Consider the following 17,211-nt stretch of genomic DNA (forward strand, 5'->3'; position numbering starts at 1 on the left):
GTGTTCAATTGCGCACCCAGTACATGAAGCTTGGCACGGTCCAGTTCTTGTGCGGGTTGCTCGGCTGGGCGTTCTGGTCGTTGATCACCAGCAGCACCGGCAGGCCCAGTTCGTGGCTGATTTGCGCCGGGTGTTTGAAGCGGTGATCGAAGAACTCACGCACGTAGACCAATGCAATCGCCAACAGCAAACCGGTGAACAGCCCGAACGGAATGATCAGCATCGGCTTGGGAAACGCCGCTTCGGTCGGCTCGAACGGCGGGCTCAACACCCGGGCGTTGGACAAGTCATCGTTCAGCGAACGGGTGGTGCTGCTTTCAGCAAAACGCTGGGCATAGGTCGAGAACGCGGCGTGCAGGGCATCGATCTCGGTGTCCATCTGCCGCAGTTTGCTCTGGGTTTGCTGCAATTCCTGGATACGGCTCTTGAACTCGGCGATGCGCGCGGTTTTCTGATTGATCACCTGCTGGACCACCGCCAGATCGTTGGTACGTTCCTGGATGCGGTTGCTCACCACCTTGAGGAACTGCTGACGGGTGCGGGCAATCTGCTCGCGGGTCAGCAACATCGGTTCACTGCTTGGCTGGAACACGGCCAGGTCGTTCATGTAGCGGCTGACCTGAGTGGTCAGTTGCTCGCCCATCTGTTTGATTTCCCGATCCTCGAACGCCACGTTGTCGACGGTGGTGGTGAAGGTGTAGGGGAAGGTGTAGTCGTTGAGTTTGCTGTTACTGGCGGCGGCCAGCGCGGTCTTCAGGTACTCGAGCCAGCGCTGGCTTTGCAGCAGACGGTCGCGATACAGGTTCAGCGCCTGCTCTTCGGTGTTGATCGCGTTGAGGCGGAAGGTGATTTCCTCCTTCGGATCCGATGCGCCGACACTTTCCAGCAACGCCTGGCGATTGCCTTCCAGGCCATCGAGACGCACCTGATACTGATGTTTCTTGGTTTCGTAGAACGACTGCGGCAGCTCGATCGATTGCAGCGCCTGACGGCTCACCAGATAGTTTTGCAGCAGGGCAGAGACGAAGCTCGTGCCTTGATGCGGATCGGGGAAGCTGTAGACGATCGAAATCACGTTGGAGCCGGGCAGGGTCTCGATCTTCAGGCTGTCTATCGCGTCCTGGGTCAGCGCATCGAGCGCGGTGTCGCGCACCGGATCGGTCTCAAGCCCCAGGGCGTTGCGCAGGGGGTTGATCACGTACAGGCGCAGCGGCGAGCTGACGTAGCGCTTGAACGGCTCGCTCACCAGTTTGCTGAACATGCCCGGTGAAGGCGTGTATTCGCCCTTGTCGCGCAGTTCGCTGATGGTCTGACGGATCAGCGCCGGCGAACGCAGGATGTTGCTCTCGGTTTCCATGTCCGCCAGCGATGGCGGGATGAAGGTGGCGTTGTCCACAGTCAGCGACGTGGTGGCGTCGCCCTGCGACAGTTTTTTCGACTGCACGATCACCTGAGCGGTGATATCGAAGCTCTGTTTGAGCAGCAGCGGCAGCACCAGCGCGATCACTGCGAAGATCAGGAACACTCGTTTCACCAACTGCTTGTTGGCGAAGAAGATCCTGAAGAACTCATGCAGGTAGTTTTCCTTTGGATTCATGATCGGTCACCTGAGAGTCAGTTGTTGTTGCTGTCTTTGTTGTCGACGCGATAGCCGAAGCTGAAGCCCACGCCCTGGAACAGCACCACGTCGGCCAGTTGCCTGGCGAGTTCGCCGGCGCTGGCCAGTTTGGTTTTCGGCACGTACAGCATGTCGTCCGGTTGCAGGTAGGCGATTTGCGGCGCCTCGCCCGACAACGCTTTCTCGACGTCGTAGCGCACGGCCTGCACCTGATTGCCGTTGCGGCGCATGATCACCACCGAATCGAGCCGCGCCTTGACGTTGGTGCCACGCGCCAGGGTCAGCGCCTCCAGCACCGACACCGGCCGGCGGATCGGGTAGGATCCCGGCTGGCCGACTTCACCCAACACATAGATTTCATTGCCGGCGGTGGACTTGAGCAGCACGTCCACGGTCATGCGTCCCGGCAGTTGCGCGTACTTCTTGTTGAGGAAGGCTTCGAGCTGGTTGACGGTCATGCCTTGCAGCGGCACGGCGCCGATTTCCGGGAAGCTCGCGTAGCCGTCGGTGCCGACGGTGATCTCGCGGCTCATGCCGGTGGCCGGGTGGTTGAGGGCGTTTTTCAGGTTCTGCTCGTTGGTCAGCGGACTGATGATCTGCACCGTCAACTGATTGCGGTTGGGCTGGAACAGCTGTTTGCGTTGATAGGCGCGCTGGATTTCCTGGCGCGCTTCATCGCTGGTCAGCCCGGCGATTTTCACCGAGGTGTTGGCGCCCGGCAGTTCGATGGTGCCGTCCGGCAGCACCAGTTGATTACCGTTGAGCTGGCTGGCGGCGGTGAAGTTCAGGCCGATCTGGTCACCCGACTGCACGCGGTAGGCGTCCGAGCCGCTGGTGCTGATGTGGAAGATCACGTCCAGCACATCCTGCGGGCGCAGGGTCTGCTCGATCTTCGGCATGTCGGTGGCCTGGGCGTTGGCCGGGGTGGCGGTGAGAATGTTCACCGGCATGTTCTGGGTTTCGGAGGTGCTCGAGCAGCCTGCAAGCGGCAGCATCAGCAGCACAAGAATCCTGGCGTTCATGGCGTCATCCTTTGCGGTTGCTTACAGGTTTTTGTAGAGCCATTTGGGCATGTAGTACTTACGTCGGTTGAACACGCTGCCGACCACTTTCGCCCCGGCCTGGGTCAACCGTTGCACGGCTGCCTGGGCGACTTCCCAGCGCGTGTCTTCGGCGCGTACCACGAACACCACGCCGTCGACCTGGGTGCTGATGACCAGCGTGTCGGCGGCTGAATACACCGCGTCGCCGTCGATCACCACAAAGCGGTACTGGCTGCCCAGTTGATCGAGCAACGGGCTCAGGCGCTCGGCGGTCAGGTGTTCCATGGTGCGGATCGGCCGGCCGTTGGGCAGTACGTGAAACGGCAGGCTCGACACCTGCACCACGCAGTCCTGCAACAGCGGCGGGTTGTCCGGGTTGAACAGCAGGTCGCGCAGGCCGCGCTCCTTGCTCAGGTTCAGTTGCTGGGTCAGGTTGCTCGCCGACTGGCTGGCGTCGACGTACAGCACCTGGCCGCTGCTCATCTGCGCCAGTTGACTGGCCAGCGCCAGGGCGCTGGTGGTGGTGCCGGCGCCGGGGTTGGCGGCGGTCAGGAACAGGATCCGCAGATCCAGGTCCAGCACGGTCGAGGTCAGGTTCGACTCGCTGGGGCTGGCAATGCTCAGGCTTTTGTTGGTTGAACCGTCCATTAGCTTGCTCCGTGGCCGCTGAATACTTTAAAGGGGGTTTTCAACAGGATCTTCAGATCAAGCAGAAGGCTCTGCTCGGCGATGTAGCTGAGGTCCAACTCAACGCGCTGGTCGAAGTCGATATTGCTGCGTCCGGAGATCTGCCACAGGCCGGTCATGCCGGGGTAGATCGCCAGACGCGCGAGGTGATTGTCCTTGTAGCGGTAGGCGTTGAACGAGGTCGGACGAGGGCCGACCAGGCGCATGTCGCCGGTCACGACGTTGATCAGGTTGGGCAGTTCGTCGAGGCTGGTGCGCCGCAGGAAACCGCCGATCCCGGTGATGCGCGGGTCCTGGTCGATCTTGAAGTCGATGGCGTCGGCACCGTGCTTGTTCAGGTGGCGCAGCGACTCCTTGAGCTCTTCGGCGTTGGCGACCATGGTCCGGAACTTGTACATGCCGAACTTGCGCCCGCGATAACCGGTGCGTTTCTGCACGAACATCACCGGGCCCTTGCTGGTGAACTTGATGGCCAGCGCCAGACCGATCAGCAGCGGCGAAATCATCAGCAGAATCATCAGTGCGCCGAGACAGGCGACCACCCGATTGGTGCGCGACAGTTGCCACGGCCGACCGCCGTCGCGACCGGTCATCCAGCCTTGGCCCTGACGGTGGATCGCCGCGTCCAGGCGCATTCGCTGTTCCGGATCCATGCGTTTGTCCCGCACCAATTGTTGGATCGGTACACCTTTCTCATGTCCAGTCATGGAGTCCTCCGCTGATGTTCAGCCGCGAGCGGCGCGTGGGCGATAGGCAGTGGGGTAGTAATCGCGGAACCAGGCGATGAATCGCCCCAGTCCCTCATCCAGCTCGATCAGGGGCTGGAACCCGGTGGCCTGGGCCAGATCGCTGGCCTCGGCGCAGGTATTGAGTACGTCGCCCGGTTGAAGCGGCAGCAACTCCACCACGGCTTTCTGACCGAGGTGTTTTTCCAGGAGGGCGAGGTAGGTTTTCAGCGCCACCGGATGCTGGCCACCGATGTTGAACAAACGCCACGGGGCCATGCTGCTGGCCGGGTCGGGTTGCTCGCGGTTCCACTCGGGATTGGCCCGGGGCGCCCGCTCGATCAGGCGTGCGATGCTTTCGATGATGTCGTCGATGTAGGTGAAATCGCGCTGATGCTCGCCGTAGTTGAACAGCTTCAGCGGTGAGCCTTCGCTGATGGCTTTGGCGAACTGGATCGGCGACATGTCCGGCCGGCCCCAGGGCCCGTACACCGTGAAAAACCGCAGTCCGGTGCAAGGGATGCCGAACAGGTGGCTGTAACTGTGGGCCATCAGTTCATTGGCTTTCTTGGTCGCGGCGTACAGCGACAGCGGGTGATTGACGCCATCCTGTACCGAGTAGGGCGTGCGCTGGTTGGCGCCGTACACCGAACTGGACGAGGCGTAGATCAGGTGCTCGACCGGGTGCCGGCGGCAGCACTCCAGCACGTTCAGGAAACCGTCGAGGTTGCTGTCCAGGTAGGCCCGTGGATTTTCCAGCGAATAGCGCACCCCGGCCTGCGCCGCGAGGTGGACCACGACTTGCGGCCGTTCGCGGACGAACAGGGCTTCCAGAGCCGACGCATCCGCCAGATCAATCGTGGCGAGCTGGAAATCGCCAATCTGTTCGCGCACCCAGTCCACCCGATCGTGCTTGAGCTGCGGATCGTAGTAGCCGTTGAAATTGTCCAGGCCGATCACCTGATGCCCGTCGCGCACCAGCCGCAGCACGCCATGAGCACCAATGAACCCGGCCGCACCGGTGACGAGGATTTTCATGGCCGCAACCCGTCGGGCGCGATATGGCGCAGACCGATGCCGCTGTAGTGCAGGCCGGCGGCTGCCACTTGTTCCGGGTTGTAGAGGTTGCGGCCGTCGATGATGACTTTGGAGCGCAGCTTGCTGGCCAGCAGCTCGAAATCCACCACGCGGAAATTCTTCCACTCGGTGCAGATCACCAGCGCGTCGGCATCCTCCAGGGTGTCGTCGCGGGTGGCGCACAGGTGCAGGTCATTGCGGTAACCGTAAAGGCGCCGGCACTCGGACATCGCTTCCGGATCGTAGGCCTGCACGCTGGCGCCTTCGGCCCACAGCGCATCCATCAGGTAACGACTCGGGGCTTCACGCATGTCGTCGGTGTTCGGCTTGAACGCCAGACCCCAGATCGCGATGGACTTGCCGGCCAGCCCCTGAGGGAATTGCGCCCTGAGTTTGCTGAACAGAATGTGCCGTTGCGCGTCGTTGACGTCGGTGACGCTGCGCAGCAGTTTCAGCGGCATGCCGTTGTGTTCGGCGGTGTGCAGCAGGGCGCGCAGGTCCTTGGGAAAGCATGAGCCGCCAAAGCCGCAGCCGGGGTAGATGAAGTGATAGCCGATGCGCGGGTCGGAGCCGATGCCCTTGCGCACCGCTTCGATATCGGCACCGAGCAGTTCGGTGAGGTTGGCCAGCTCGTTCATGAAGCTGATGCGGGTGGCGAGCATCGCGTTGGCTGCGTACTTGGTCAGCTCGGCGCTGCGGTTGTCCATGAACATCAGTTTTTCGTGGTTGCGGCAGAAGGGCGCGTACAGCTCGCTCATCTGCTCGCGGGCCAGCTCGTCGCGGGTGCCGACGATGATCCGGTCCGGACGCATGCAGTCGGCGAGGGCGCTGCCTTCCTTGAGAAATTCCGGGTTGGACACCACACGCACCGCCAGACCACTTTTGCCGCGCCGCTGCAGTTCTTCTTCAGCGGTGTGCAGCACCTGATCCGCCGTGCCGACCGGCACCGTGGACTTGATGATCAGCGTGCGATCATCCTCCATGAAGCTGGCGATCTGCCGCGCCACGTTGAGCACATGGCTGAGGTCGGCGGAGCCGTCTTCGTCGGCCGGCGTGCCCACGGCAATGAAGATCAGTCCGGCATGTTCCACCGCATCACTGGCCTGGGTACTGAACAACAAACGCCCGGCCTTGATGTTTTCTTCCAAAGTTGCCGAAAGACCCGGTTCGCTAATAGGCGGTACCGCCTGTTGCAGTTGTTTAATCTTGTTCGGGTCAATATCAACGCACAATACGCGATGTCCAACATCGGCAAGTGCGGCTGCTTGTATCAGGCCAACATAGCCCGTACCAAATACGCTCACGTCCATATTGGCGTGCCTCGTAAGACGGTGATGGAAGATCAAAATGGAACTGTCAAAAGGGGTATAGCGCAATGTGGGAAAAGCGTGTCAGCAAAATGACATGTTGCAGGGGTATAACACCCCCATTTCTGGGGGCGAAAGGCCATCAAGTGCTTGCTGTAGTTGGATTTGTCCCGTTCTTGACGTGTTTTTCCCATTTTCAAGAAAGCGATAAACGGTCGTAGGCCGCGAAATTCAAGGGTTTTAACGACTTGGGTGTGTCAGATTTGAGTCAGCGGTTTTTTGACGCTTTTTGATAATGTCCGACATTTCTTGCGCTTTGATGGCCCGGTGCTAGTGTCAGATTTTGACCGACAAACCTTTGACAACGTCTCGTCGGACGCACCCGGAATCGCCATGTTTCGATATTTCAAAGAACTGCTTTTAATTATTTATCTATTGCTTTATTCCGAATATTACCTCGATCGTTTAAATGCGATGGGTATGGGGCTGGCAGTACTTCTTTTTGGCGCGATGTTTTTGACGCTTACAGGTGCGTTATTACTAACTGCCTATATACGTCAGACTATCATTCGGCATGTGTTCGCATTAACCCTGTTTGTCTCGGCGGTGTTCTTTGATGTTTATACGAGGGTGACCGCCGATTACCTGACCTACAGCAGTTTCGTTTCGCTGGTGTACTCCGGCGGCTTCATCCAGGAAGCGGCGTATCAATACCGGGGGGCGATCATCCACGGGCTGCTCAACGGGTTGTTGCTGTTGTTCGGGATCGGTCTCAAGCCTCGGCACGCGATCCCGCTACCCAATGCCTGGCGGATCGCTGCGCCGGTGTGTGGCGTGTTGCTGCTCAGCGTCGTGCTGTTCGTACGCGCCGGGGAGGGCGCGCGCGGGTTGCCGATCATGTACACGCCGCTGGCCTATCTGAACCTGTTCGGCTACGAAGCGCTGCACAACACCGTCGGCCCGCGTGAGCCGGTGACCCTCGCACGTAACGGCCCGGCGGTCGGCCACGACGTCGTGCTGATCATCGACGAGAGCATTTCCGGCAATTACCTGGACATCAACGCGCCGTTCGGCGTGCACAGCAACCTCAAGCAGGCCCGTCCGGGCGTCGAGATCTTCAATTACGGCTACGCGGCGTCCATCGCCAATTGCAGCGCCGACACCAACATCACCCTGCGCTACGGCGGCACCCGCGCTGACTACATGCGGATCAACAGCACGTTCCCGTCGATCTGGCAGTACGCCAAAAAGGCCGGCCTGCGCACGGTCTACATCGACGCTCAGCGCACTGGCGGCAACCTGCAGAACCTGATGAACGATGCCGAAAAAAAGGACATCGACGAATTCGTGCAATTCGACCAGACCAGCGTGCGCGACCGCGACATGGCCGCCGCCGCCAAGTTGATCGAGCTGCTCAACGACGACAGGCCGGAGCTGGTGCTGATCAACAAGGTCGGCGCGCACTTCCCGGTGCACGACAAATACCCGGACGCCTTCATGGCCTACCGCCCGACCTTGCCGCGCGGGCAGTTCACCGAAGTCGCCGACACCGGTGAACGTACCGGCTTCAACGGCCAGCCGGATGACTGGGTGCTGTATCGCAATGCCTACAAGAACACCTTGCTGTGGAATGTCGGCGAGTTCTTCTCGCGGGTATTTGCCCAGGCCAACCTGAACAATGCGCTGCTGATCTACACCTCGGATCACGGCCAGGATTTGCACGAACGCGGCAATCCGGGACTCAACACCCACTGCGGCGGCGATCCGGTGGAGGAAGAAGGGCTGGTGCCGCTGGTGGTGATTCAGGGCGATCAGTTGCACACGTTGGACTGGTCGGCGCAACTGGCGGCGAACAAGGATCGCTCCAGTCACTACAACATCTTCCCGACCCTGTTGCAGTTGATGGGCTACGACCTGCCGGGAATCGAAGCGGTGTACGGCAAACCGCTGAGCGTGGCGACGGCGGATGAATTCACCTTCAACTACCGCTTCAACGCGCGGCTGGGGGCCAAGCCCGAGTGGAAACACATCGACCTGAACAGCATCGTGACGCCGGGTGAAGCGCCGACGAGTGTGGCGGTGGGGCAGTAACGCGTCGGTATCCGCTATCCTTGGCCGACACGGATCGATCGGATGGCGGCATGCTCCAGGTTCACAACGTCTTCAAAAGCTACCTCACCCCGCAAGGCTCGTTGCCGGTGCTGCAAGGCATCGACCTGACGCTCAAGCCCGGCAGCAGCCTGGCGCTGATGGGCGAGTCGGGCAGCGGCAAGAGCACGCTGCTGCACCTGATCGCCGGGCTCGACAAAGTCGACAGCGGCAGCATCAGCAGCGGCGAGCATCGACTGGACCGGATGAACGAGGCGCAACTGGCCAACTGGCGGCGCACCGAAATCGGTCTGGTGTTTCAGCAGTACAACCTGATCGGCAGCCTGCGGATCGAGGACAACCTGGCGTTTCAGGCGCGGCTGGCCGGGCGGCATGACCCGCGCTGGCAGCATCACCTGGTGCAGCGTCTGGGGCTGAGCGAACTGCTCAAGCGCTATCCCGAACAACTCTCCGGCGGCCAGCAACAACGGGTCGCGCTCGGTCGGGCGCTGGCCGCGCAACCGAAATTGCTGCTGGCCGACGAGCCCACCGGCAGCCTCGACGAAGCCACCAGCGACGAAGTGCTGCGGCTGTTGCTGGAATTGCTCGACGACACCCCGACCACCTTGCTGATGGTCACCCACAGTCAGCGGGTGGCGGCACGGCTGGCCGAGCGGGTGGTGCTGTCCAACGGACGATTGACGTGAAGGTTTTCCGCCATGCGCTGATGGCGCTGCTCAGTCACTGGCGACGCCATCCGGTGCAGTTTTTCAGTGTGCTGACCGGACTATGGCTGGCCACCAGCCTGTTGACCGGAGTCGAAGCCCTCAACAGTCAGGCGCGGGACAGTTACGCTCGGGCCAGCCAAATGATCGGCGGCGAGCCCCAAGCCAGCCTCAGTACGCCGAACGGCGCGACGTTCCCGCAACAATGGTTTGTTGACCTGCGGCGCCTGGGCTGGCCGGTGTCGCCGGTGCTGCAAGGGCGCCTGATGCTCAAGGGCCACGAGAACCAGCGCCTGCAATTGATGGGCATCGAACCGGTGTCGTTGCCCGGCGACAGCGCAGTGGCCGGGCAGGCGATGCCGATTGAACGCGTCGTCGAATTCTTCACCCCGCCGGGCAGCACCTGGATTTCTCCCGAGACGTTGCGTGCGTTGAACCTCGCCGAGGGCGCGACGCCGGCTACCGAAACCGGCCAGACGTTGCCGCCGCTGCGAGCGCAAACCGACATGGCCCCCGGCGTGCTGCTGGTGGACATTGGCGTCGCTCAACGCGTGCTCGAACAACCCGATCAACTGTCGCGTCTGCTGCTGCCGAAGGATTTTCACGCCGAGGTGCCGGCCGCGTTCAAAGGCCAGCTGCAGCTCAAGAGCAGTGGCGAGGAAAACAACCTGGCGCGACTGACCGAAAGCTTCCACCTCAACCTCGATGCGCTCGGGTTCCTCTCGTTTATTGTCGGCTTGTTCATTGTCCACGCGGCCATCGGTCTGGCGTTGGAGCAACGCCGGGGACTGCTGCGCACGCTGAGGGCCTGTGGTGTCAGCGCGCGAATGTTGATCGCTTGCCTGATCGTCGAGCTCGGCGCGTTGGCGTTGATCGGCGGGCTGTTCGGCGTGGTCAGCGGTTATTGGCTGGCGAGCATGCTGTTGCCGGATGTCGCCGCCAGCCTGCGCGGTCTGTACGGCGCGGAAGTGGCGGGGCAGTTGCGTCTGAGTCCGTGGTGGTGGTTCAGCGGCATCGGCTTGAGCCTGCTCGGCGCGTTGCTGGCCGGGGCCAACAGCTTGTTGCGGGCGGCGCGTCTGCCGTTGCTGGCGGTGGCGGATCCACAGGCCTGGCATCAGCAACATGCGCGCTGGTTGCGGCGTCAGGGTTGGGTGGCCGGCGTGTGTGCAGTGATTGCCTTGGCCGCGCTGGTGTGGGGCAACAGCCTGGCCAGCGGTTTTGTGTTGATGGCGGGGCTGTTGCTCGGCGCCGCGCTGGCGTTGCCGGTGTTGCTCAGCGCGCTGCTCAACGGTTTGCTCGGGCGTAGCCGCTCGGTGCTCGGGCAGTGGTTTCTCGCCGATTGCCGCCAGCAATTGCCGGCGTTGAGCCTGGCGTTGATGGCGTTGCTGCTGGCGATGGCGGCGAACATCGGCGCCGGCAGCATGACCGCCGGTTTCCGCCAGACCTTCAATGACTGGCTCGAACAACGGCTCACCGCCGAGCTCTATCTGAACCCGAGCAACCCGGCGCAGGCGCGAGAGCTGTCCACCTGGCTCAAACAGCAACCGAACGTCACGGCGATCATGCCCAACTGGCAGGTTTCGGTGACGCTGCAAGGCTGGCCGGCGGACGTGTTCGGCATCATTGATCATCCGCACTATCGCCAGCACTGGCCGCTGCTCGAAGCGCGGGGCGATGATCCGTGGGCGGCGCTGGCCAAGGACGATGCAGTGATGCTCAGCGAGCAACTGGCGCGTCGCTTGAAAGTGGCGCCGGGCGATCACCTGACGATTCCCACGCCGGGCGGGTCGTGGTCGCCGCGCATCGTCGGGATCTACGCCGATTACGGCAACCCCAAGGGCCATGTGCTGGTCAACAGCAATCACCTGTTGCGCGGCTGGCCGCAACTGACGCCGAACCGCTTCAACCTGCGCATCGACCCGCCGAACATCCCGGCGCTGCTCACGGCTTTGCAGGCACGCTTTCAGCTTGATGACAGCCGCATCGTCGATCAGGCGCGACTCAAGGGCTGGTCGGTGCAAGTCTTCGAACGCACCTTCGCCGCGACCGCCGCCCTGAACAGCCTTACATTGGCCGTCGCTGGCGTGGCGCTGTTCATCAGCCTGCTGACCCAGAGCCAGAGCCGTCTCGGTCAGCTCGCACCGTTGTGGGCTCTGGGCGTGACGCGGCGGCAATTGATGCTGCTCAATCTCGGGCAAACCTGGCTGTTGGCGCTGCTGACGCTGGTGTTGGCGTTGCCGCTGGGCATCGGCCTGGCGTGGTGCCTGGACGCGGTGATCAACGTGCAGGCTTTTGGCTGGCGTCTGCCGCTGCGGGTGTTTCCATGGCAGTTGCTGCAACTGATGGGGCTGGCGCTGCTGGCGACCTTGCTGGCCTCGGCGTGGCCGCTGTATTCGCTGTACCGCACGCAACCGGCGGACTTGTTGAGGACGTTTGCCCATGAGGATTAGGTTTGCGCTGGCGTTTCTGGCGTTATTGCTCGGTGGTTGCGACAACCCGGCACCGGAGCAGAAGGGCTTCGCCGGGATGGGCGCTCAAGCGCAGGCGTTTACGCCGGTGGTGCCGGGGCGGGTGTTCAGCTTCCCGGCGGATCACGGTGCCCATGACGGTTTTCGCATCGAATGGTGGTACGTGACGGCGAATCTCAAGGATGCCCAGGGCAACGATTTCGGCGTGCAGTGGACGTTATTCCGCAGCGCCCTGAACGCCTCGCCGCAGCAACCGGGCTGGGCCAACCAGACGATCTGGCTCGGGCACGCGGCAGTGACCTCGGCCAGCGTCCACCATGCCGCCGAGCGTTACGCCCGTGGCGGCGTCGGCCAGGCCGGGGTGCGTGCGGCGCCGTTCGAGGCATGGATCGATGACTGGCGCTTTGTCAGTCAGGCGAGCGATCCGCTGAGCGACATGCTACTCAGCGCCCAGGACAAGAACTTCAGCTACCAACTGCGCCTGACCTCCAGCCGCCCGCTGGTGCTGCAGGGCGACAAGGGCTTCAGCCAGAAATCCGAACATGGCCAGGCGTCGTATTACTACAGCCAGCCGTTCTTCCAGGCCAGCGGCACCCTGCAGATCGACGGCCAGACCTACACCGTCAACGGCCCCGCGTGGCTCGACCGCGAATGGAGCAGCCAGCCGCTGACCGCCAACCAGACGGGCTGGGACTGGTTCTCCCTGCATCTGGACGGCGGTGAACACGTCATGCTGTACCGCATGCGCCAGAAGGAAGGTGCGCCGTACCTGACCGGCACGTGGATTGCCGCCGATGGCCAGACCGAAACCCTGCACGCCGAACAGATCAAGCTGACCCCGCAAGGCACTGCGAAGGTCGCCGGCCGTCCAATGCCGGTGCGCTGGTCAATCGACATTCCGCAGAAAAACCTGCAGATCACCCTTGATGCAATCAACCCCGATGCCTGGATGAACCTGCGCATTCCGTATTGGGAAGGGCCGGTGCGCCTGAGCGGCAACCGGAGCGGGCAGGGGTATCTGGAGATGACCGGGTACTGATTGACCCGGATCGAGGAGCAACGGCCGATCAGCGTCTATGCTCCTTGGCACGCACGCTGCCGAGACCCATTCGGTGCCGTGCGCTGCCATCCATCACAGGGAAAGTACCGCTTATGAAGCTCAAAGCACTGACGCACGCCATTGCACTTGCCACTGTCTTTTCTGCTGCCAGCCTTTCGGCGATGGCCGCCGATATCCCGCTGTCGGCCGCGGTCGAGGCGGACCGGGTCACCACCAAAGTGCTGGCGGTTGACCCGGCCAATCATCAGGTGGTCCTGGAAGGCGCAGAAGGTCGCCAAGTGCACATTCAGCTCAGCGACAAGGCGAAAAACCTCGGAAATCTCAAGGTGGGCGATCTGGTCAAGATCGAGGTGACACGTTCGGTCGCCGCTTATCTGGACACCGACGTGGATAAAGGTCTGCCAGGCTCTACCGAGCGTACCGGTGAACTGCGCAACGCCGTGGGCAGCAGCAACCCCGGTGGAGAGGCTTTCCGCCAGGTTCAGGTCCAGTTGAAAATCACCAAAATTGATTTGGCGACAAACCAGGTCACCCTGGAAAACCCTTCAGGCCAGTCGAAAACCCTCAACGTCGAAAAGCCTGAGATTCAGGCCAAACTGAAAGATTTGAAAGTCGGGCAAAGCGTTGTGGTCACTTACACCGATGTATTAAAAGTGACCAGTCAGCATGAAAGTTGAGTATTAACTCTACAAAACGGCTGTTCTTGTACGAACAATTGTATGAGAACAGTCATATGAAGTATTCGAGGGGGGGATGTCAGAAAGTTTGTCGGGAAATATCGACGAATATTTTATTTAACTTTTCAGTACATAAATTTCATGTTGAAGCAGGACGACATATCCGCCAGTTTCCATTAAAATCCTTCGCGTTCGCCCAGTGTCAGGGCTCTTTACCGGTGCATGGATTGCCAGGCCATTACACTGGGCGAACACCTCCTCGGAGTGGAGGCCCAAGAATTCAGATGCCAAAAGGGCGACTTTGAAGTCGCCCTTTTTTATTGTCTTACGATTTGGCGGGTCGCATGCCCTGTTGTAACTGAAGGCGCTTGAGCGTTTCCTGATACATGGTGGTGCGGCGGTGTTGCGTGCCATATCCACCGATAGCGGCTACGGTGCCGGCCTGGATGTGATCCAGGTAGCGAAAGATTGTCCGCGGCGAGAGGCATTTGATGCCGTAGCCAAGGCTGCTTAAACGATCCTGCAGCGTGTATCCCGGGACCCGGTCGTCCATCGAAAAATGTAGTCCATGAGCCTTGATCAGGCGTGCATTCCACAAGGTGCAGAAGCTTTTCAGGTGAGTTTCCCGGTAGGGTTTTGGCTCTCGGGACGGCAACCCGAAATGCTGTTTTGCCCGGCGGAAATAGTGTTTGAAATAACGCGAAGACAAACGCCAGGTGTCTCTAAGAACACCGCGATCCAATTGCTCGACGCAACCGACCGCCGCCGTATCCAAAGATTGCATGCACTCATTCATCATCATCGAAAAGACAGTGCTGTCAAAAACGAAAGTATCGGTGTGCAGCAAAAACAGGTAATCGGTTTCAACTTTCGCAAGTGCCAGATCAAGTGCCTTGCCATGAGCAATATGCCCCGCCTCTTTGCCGGGTGAAGGGCGCTCGATCAAGTTGATCCAGTCCAGAGACCGCAAGTAAATCAGGCTTTCATCGGCGGAATCGTTGTCCACCACCCACACCGGAATTTGATGCTCCTTGACGTATTGCTGGAGAAACTCCAGGCACATCCGGGTTATTTCCGGCGTCTTGTAATTGACCAATACAAGACTGAAGGCGGGCATTTGTTTTGAGGTTGAATCGATCGCGCTCATGATCCGGGCTCACTTCAAGTTGAAGGGTTCTGCTGACGGCAATCAGCACACAGAACCGCTGCTTGGTGGCCCGGATGGTAGGGACGCAACCTTAGCTCAAGCTTAATTTCCGAGCGCCCAGGCCGGGCGACTTGTTACGGCTTGCGACGCAGGCGAGGCGCTTGGCGATCAAGCGCGGTTCCACGGTAAGATGCGCCGCCCTTTCAAGCTCAAGGAAGACAACGGCCCGCGCCGTTCGCCACGGATGAAACCACTTTCCCTCTACCACCCGGCGCTTTACTGGCTGCGCGTGTGGCAAAAAAGACTGTTCCGCCACATCGCCTGGCACTGCTCGAGTAAACGCTACGCGCGGCCTGCCACGACCTCCGGGCGCCTGCCTTACCGCTACCTCAAACACACCTCAAAACTGATCCGCAAACTCGGCGACTCCGACCTCGCGCTGCAACACAACAAAGTCATCAACCTCAAACTCGCTGTCGCCGCCATCGACGGCGTCACCATCGCTCCGGGCGAATACTTCTCCTTCTGCCGCCTCGTCGGCCGCCCGACCCGCCAACGCGGCTACGTCGAAGGCATGGAACTCTCATTCGGCCAAGCCCGCACCGGCATCGGCGGCGGCATCTGCCAACTCAGCAACCTCATCCACTGGATGGCCATTCACTCACCTCTGGTCGTCATCGAACGCGCCAACCACAGCTTCGACCCCTTCCCGGACGACGGCCGCGTCCTTCCATTCGGCTCCGGCGCGGCGATTTTCTACAACTACATCGACCTGGTACTGCACAACCCGACGGATCGCAGCTTTCAGCTGAAGTTGAAAGTAGGGGAGACGCAGTTGGAGGGGGAATTGTTGTGTGATCGGGAGCGGGCGTATCGGTATCACGTGTTTGAAGTGGGGCATCGGTTTGTGCGGGAGGGGGAGCGGGTGTATCGGGAGAATGAGATTTGGCGGGAGGTGAGGGAGAAGGGGCAGGTGGGGGCGTTGGTGGAGAGGGAGAAGTTGTATGGGAATCGGGTGGTGGTTAAGTATGAGTTCGGGGAACAAGTCATTGAAAGGCAGCAGTAGGTTGTGTTTTTGCCTTAGGGTTTTGAGTCTGTGACGGAAATAACGCAATTACGGGTTTCGGTAGGGATACGTTTCGCCGCATAGGTGAAACGTATCGTCCAAATAATAAACTTCAGAAATTGAGTTTATTACCAGTTCTAGCTTTCCCTTTGATGGGAATAGCAAATAGAACAGCTCAAAGAATAAGTAGTCCTTGATGAGGATTGCCGTTACGTCTGGGTTGTTTCTTATCAGGGTTGAAAATGGCGGGTAGTTGCAATCTCGTAATTCCGGGATGTCGGCGTAGCCTTGTTTGTTATCATCTTGTATGCATTCGGCGATGAATGCGTTTGCTAACTTATGAAAGTGCTCGGGGAGTTCGTGGGTTTTTATTGATAAAGTATAATTTTTGGCGTTGTTGGAAAGAGGTTCGCCGAAGCCAAGGCTGCGGTAGGTTACAGAGGCTGGGTCAATAATTTTGTTTTCTGATTTGAAGATCATGATTTTTTAATCGCTGGAGGGAATGAAGGCGATGCTGTATGTACGCAATCGTGGTCATCTACATAAGTTAAGAAGCTAAGGGCTGTATTGGTTATCCAGAATGGAAAGCCAGTCGTTGCTGAAAGCAATATTTTCAAATCGGATGATGACTGAAGCGTCCAAGCATGGATTTGGTTGTCGAGGACTATTAATGTTGGTTTTTCAGAAGGGTATAGAAGATCGACTTTTTTCCAAAAGTCTGGGTCGTGTTGTTTTGTTACGGATTTTAGATTGAGGGGGTCAAGGGTTTTTGTGTTGGAGTAAAAGAAGCAGGTTTTTATGTTTGAGATTGTTTTCTCTAATTCATTGTCTTTGAGTTGCTGGTTTTTTAGATGGTTTTTTTCAAGTGCTGATGTGATTTCTTTTTCCAAATAGCTCATCGTGGTATTCCTGTTATTTTGCAGAAAAAAAGAAAAATAGATCAGTTCCATTTGGTTGAGAAGGAAGCATTTTCAAGCGTCGAGCATGAAACGTTCAATCTGCTTGATAAAGTCTTCTTTGCTTTTTGTTCTGTATTGCCCTAATGGTAGCTCAGAGTTTTTGATCGGTTTTCCTTTGTTGTCGTACTTGATTGTCAGGAATTCAATGACAAAGTCCCCGTCAAGATCTCCATCTGGCTCAAGTCTTGAGTCAAAGCAGTGACCAGTAGTTCGTCGGACACCACCCAGTAAAACTGAGTTACTAAACCACCCGACAGTCTCTGGTGTGAAATCAACCTCGAAAAGGTTGTTGATTGTAATAGTCCATCCGCTTGGGACTCGAAGGGGATGGAGTTCGTATTTAAGCTGGGTTCTCATGTTAGTGTGTCCTCTGTGGCCTCTTTTGTTGAACTCAGTCTAGCGGGTACTCGCAAGTCCATGGTGGCGTAAATAGCTCTGGGTTTATGTTGTTTTCGTAAAGAAAAGAGTGGCGGGCTCAACCGGTCAGCGCAACGTACACTTTTCGTTCGTTGATTGGAGCAGATTAAGAAATGGCACGTAGCGAGAGATATGGATTTTCCGCTG

The 17,211-nt window shown here is 59.2% G+C and carries 16 protein-coding genes; 6 read left to right on the forward strand and 10 right to left on the reverse strand.

Annotated features, from left to right (window positions below; all coding sequences use genetic code 11):
* Positions 1-4: 4 nt before the first annotated feature.
* The 6 genes from ACKJSM_RS26970 to ACKJSM_RS26995 are packed head-to-tail and all read right to left on the reverse strand — an operon-like array spanning position 5 to position 6,460.
* Entirely contained in the window at positions 5-1,597 is a 1,593-nt protein-coding gene (locus ACKJSM_RS26970) for a GumC family protein (protein WP_236182318.1), read from the reverse strand.
* 17 nt (positions 1,598-1,614) lie between these two features.
* Positions 1,615-2,640 (reverse strand): polysaccharide biosynthesis/export family protein, encoded by a 1,026-nt coding sequence (locus ACKJSM_RS26975; protein ID WP_410239362.1) that lies wholly within the window; start codon positions 2,638-2,640, stop codon positions 1,615-1,617.
* A gap of 21 nt (positions 2,641-2,661) precedes the next feature.
* Complete coding sequence (locus ACKJSM_RS26980) at positions 2,662-3,309, reverse strand: CpsD/CapB family tyrosine-protein kinase (RefSeq protein WP_085698620.1); 648 nt, start codon at positions 3,307-3,309, stop codon at positions 2,662-2,664.
* Positions 3,309-4,055, reverse strand: a complete 747-nt coding sequence (locus tag ACKJSM_RS26985; protein ID WP_236182316.1) for a sugar transferase — start codon at positions 4,053-4,055, stop codon at positions 3,309-3,311. The genes ACKJSM_RS26980 and ACKJSM_RS26985 overlap by 1 nt, the downstream gene beginning before the upstream one ends.
* Before the next feature lie 18 nt (positions 4,056-4,073).
* Positions 4,074-5,111: an NAD-dependent epimerase gene (locus ACKJSM_RS26990; protein WP_236182315.1), complete on the reverse strand. Its 1,038-nt coding sequence runs from the start codon at positions 5,109-5,111 to the stop codon at positions 4,074-4,076.
* The gene (locus ACKJSM_RS26995) at positions 5,108-6,460 is read right to left on the reverse strand and encodes a UDP-glucose dehydrogenase family protein (RefSeq protein ID WP_236182314.1); all 1,353 of its coding nucleotides are present in this window, start codon (positions 6,458-6,460) and stop codon (positions 5,108-5,110) included. The genes ACKJSM_RS26990 and ACKJSM_RS26995 overlap by 4 nt, the downstream gene beginning before the upstream one ends.
* 390 nt (positions 6,461-6,850) lie before the next feature.
* On the opposite strand from ACKJSM_RS26995, the gene ACKJSM_RS27000 reads away from it, so the two are divergent.
* The 5 genes from ACKJSM_RS27000 to ACKJSM_RS27020 all read left to right on the forward strand — a co-directional run bounded on the left by ACKJSM_RS27000 (position 6,851) and on the right by ACKJSM_RS27020 (position 13,475).
* A complete protein-coding gene (locus tag ACKJSM_RS27000; protein WP_410239363.1) occupies positions 6,851-8,548 on the forward strand; it encodes a sulfatase-like hydrolase/transferase in 1,698 nt (565 codons plus the stop codon).
* A 50-nt stretch (positions 8,549-8,598) separates the two neighbouring features.
* A complete protein-coding gene (locus tag ACKJSM_RS27005) occupies positions 8,599-9,252 on the forward strand; it encodes an ABC transporter ATP-binding protein (protein ID WP_236182312.1) in 654 nt (217 codons plus the stop codon).
* Positions 9,249-11,720 (forward strand): FtsX-like permease family protein, encoded by a 2,472-nt coding sequence (locus ACKJSM_RS27010; RefSeq protein WP_410239364.1) that lies wholly within the window; start codon positions 9,249-9,251, stop codon positions 11,718-11,720. The genes ACKJSM_RS27005 and ACKJSM_RS27010 overlap by 4 nt, the downstream gene beginning before the upstream one ends.
* Positions 11,710-12,777 (forward strand): lipocalin-like domain-containing protein, encoded by a 1,068-nt coding sequence (locus ACKJSM_RS27015; protein WP_410239365.1) that lies wholly within the window; start codon positions 11,710-11,712, stop codon positions 12,775-12,777. Before ACKJSM_RS27010 ends, ACKJSM_RS27015 begins: the two co-directional genes overlap by 11 nt.
* A 113-nt stretch (positions 12,778-12,890) precedes the next feature.
* A complete protein-coding gene (locus ACKJSM_RS27020; protein ID WP_236182363.1) occupies positions 12,891-13,475 on the forward strand; it encodes a hypothetical protein in 585 nt (194 codons plus the stop codon).
* A 325-nt stretch (positions 13,476-13,800) separates the two neighbouring features.
* Here the strand turns inward: ACKJSM_RS27020 and ACKJSM_RS27025 are convergent, their stop codons facing one another.
* The gene (locus ACKJSM_RS27025) at positions 13,801-14,622 is read right to left on the reverse strand and encodes a glycosyltransferase family 2 protein (protein WP_410239366.1); all 822 of its coding nucleotides are present in this window, start codon (positions 14,620-14,622) and stop codon (positions 13,801-13,803) included.
* A 244-nt stretch (positions 14,623-14,866) separates the two neighbouring features.
* Here ACKJSM_RS27025 and ACKJSM_RS27030 point away from each other — a divergent pair, with 244 nt between their 5' ends.
* Positions 14,867-15,688 (forward strand): VanW family protein, encoded by an 822-nt coding sequence (locus ACKJSM_RS27030; protein WP_410239370.1) that lies wholly within the window; start codon positions 14,867-14,869, stop codon positions 15,686-15,688.
* 48 nt (positions 15,689-15,736) lie between these two features.
* On the opposite strand, the gene ACKJSM_RS27035 is transcribed toward ACKJSM_RS27030, so the two are convergent.
* The 3 genes from ACKJSM_RS27035 to ACKJSM_RS27045 form a co-directional block, all read right to left on the reverse strand.
* Positions 15,737-16,168 (reverse strand): hypothetical protein, encoded by a 432-nt coding sequence (locus ACKJSM_RS27035; RefSeq protein ID WP_410239367.1) that lies wholly within the window; start codon positions 16,166-16,168, stop codon positions 15,737-15,739.
* A complete protein-coding gene (locus ACKJSM_RS27040; protein WP_410239368.1) occupies positions 16,165-16,587 on the reverse strand; it encodes a hypothetical protein in 423 nt (140 codons plus the stop codon). Before ACKJSM_RS27040 ends, ACKJSM_RS27035 begins: the two co-directional genes overlap by 4 nt.
* A 72-nt stretch (positions 16,588-16,659) precedes the next feature.
* On the reverse strand, positions 16,660-17,004 hold the full coding sequence (locus tag ACKJSM_RS27045) for a hypothetical protein (protein WP_410239369.1): 345 nt from the start codon (positions 17,002-17,004) through the stop codon (positions 16,660-16,662).
* Positions 17,005-17,211: the final 207 nt, after the last annotated feature.

Source organism: Pseudomonas sp. PHC1 (genome assembly GCF_046487845.1).
GTDB lineage: Bacteria > Pseudomonadota > Gammaproteobacteria > Pseudomonadales > Pseudomonadaceae > Aquipseudomonas > Aquipseudomonas sputi.

Excerpts from the sequence above, each read along its gene's own strand:
- ACKJSM_RS27030 (WP_410239370.1), top strand. The coding sequence starts at position 14,867 with ATGAAACCACTTTCCCTCTACCACCCGGCGCTTTACTGGCTGCGCGTG.
- ACKJSM_RS26975 (WP_410239362.1), bottom strand. The coding sequence starts at position 2,640 with ATGAACGCCAGGATTCTTGTGCTGCTGATGCTGCCGCTTGCAGGCTGC.
- ACKJSM_RS27025 (WP_410239366.1), bottom strand. The coding sequence starts at position 14,622 with ATGAGCGCGATCGATTCAACCTCAAAACAAATGCCCGCCTTCAGTCTT.
- ACKJSM_RS26980 (WP_085698620.1), bottom strand. The coding sequence starts at position 3,309 with ATGGACGGTTCAACCAACAAAAGCCTGAGCATTGCCAGCCCCAGCGAG.
- ACKJSM_RS27040 (WP_410239368.1), bottom strand. The coding sequence starts at position 16,587 with ATGAGCTATTTGGAAAAAGAAATCACATCAGCACTTGAAAAAAACCAT.
- ACKJSM_RS27015 (WP_410239365.1), top strand. The coding sequence starts at position 11,710 with ATGAGGATTAGGTTTGCGCTGGCGTTTCTGGCGTTATTGCTCGGTGGT.
- ACKJSM_RS26985 (WP_236182316.1), bottom strand. The coding sequence starts at position 4,055 with ATGACTGGACATGAGAAAGGTGTACCGATCCAACAATTGGTGCGGGAC.
- ACKJSM_RS27020 (WP_236182363.1), top strand. The coding sequence starts at position 12,891 with ATGAAGCTCAAAGCACTGACGCACGCCATTGCACTTGCCACTGTCTTT.
- ACKJSM_RS26995 (WP_236182314.1), bottom strand. The coding sequence starts at position 6,460 with ATGGACGTGAGCGTATTTGGTACGGGCTATGTTGGCCTGATACAAGCA.
- ACKJSM_RS26990 (WP_236182315.1), bottom strand. The coding sequence starts at position 5,111 with ATGAAAATCCTCGTCACCGGTGCGGCCGGGTTCATTGGTGCTCATGGC.
- ACKJSM_RS27045 (WP_410239369.1), bottom strand. The coding sequence starts at position 17,004 with ATGAGAACCCAGCTTAAATACGAACTCCATCCCCTTCGAGTCCCAAGC.
- ACKJSM_RS26970 (WP_236182318.1), bottom strand. The coding sequence starts at position 1,597 with ATGAATCCAAAGGAAAACTACCTGCATGAGTTCTTCAGGATCTTCTTC.
- ACKJSM_RS27005 (WP_236182312.1), top strand. The coding sequence starts at position 8,599 with ATGCTCCAGGTTCACAACGTCTTCAAAAGCTACCTCACCCCGCAAGGC.
- ACKJSM_RS27035 (WP_410239367.1), bottom strand. The coding sequence starts at position 16,168 with ATGATCTTCAAATCAGAAAACAAAATTATTGACCCAGCCTCTGTAACC.
- ACKJSM_RS27000 (WP_410239363.1), top strand. The coding sequence starts at position 6,851 with ATGTTTCGATATTTCAAAGAACTGCTTTTAATTATTTATCTATTGCTT.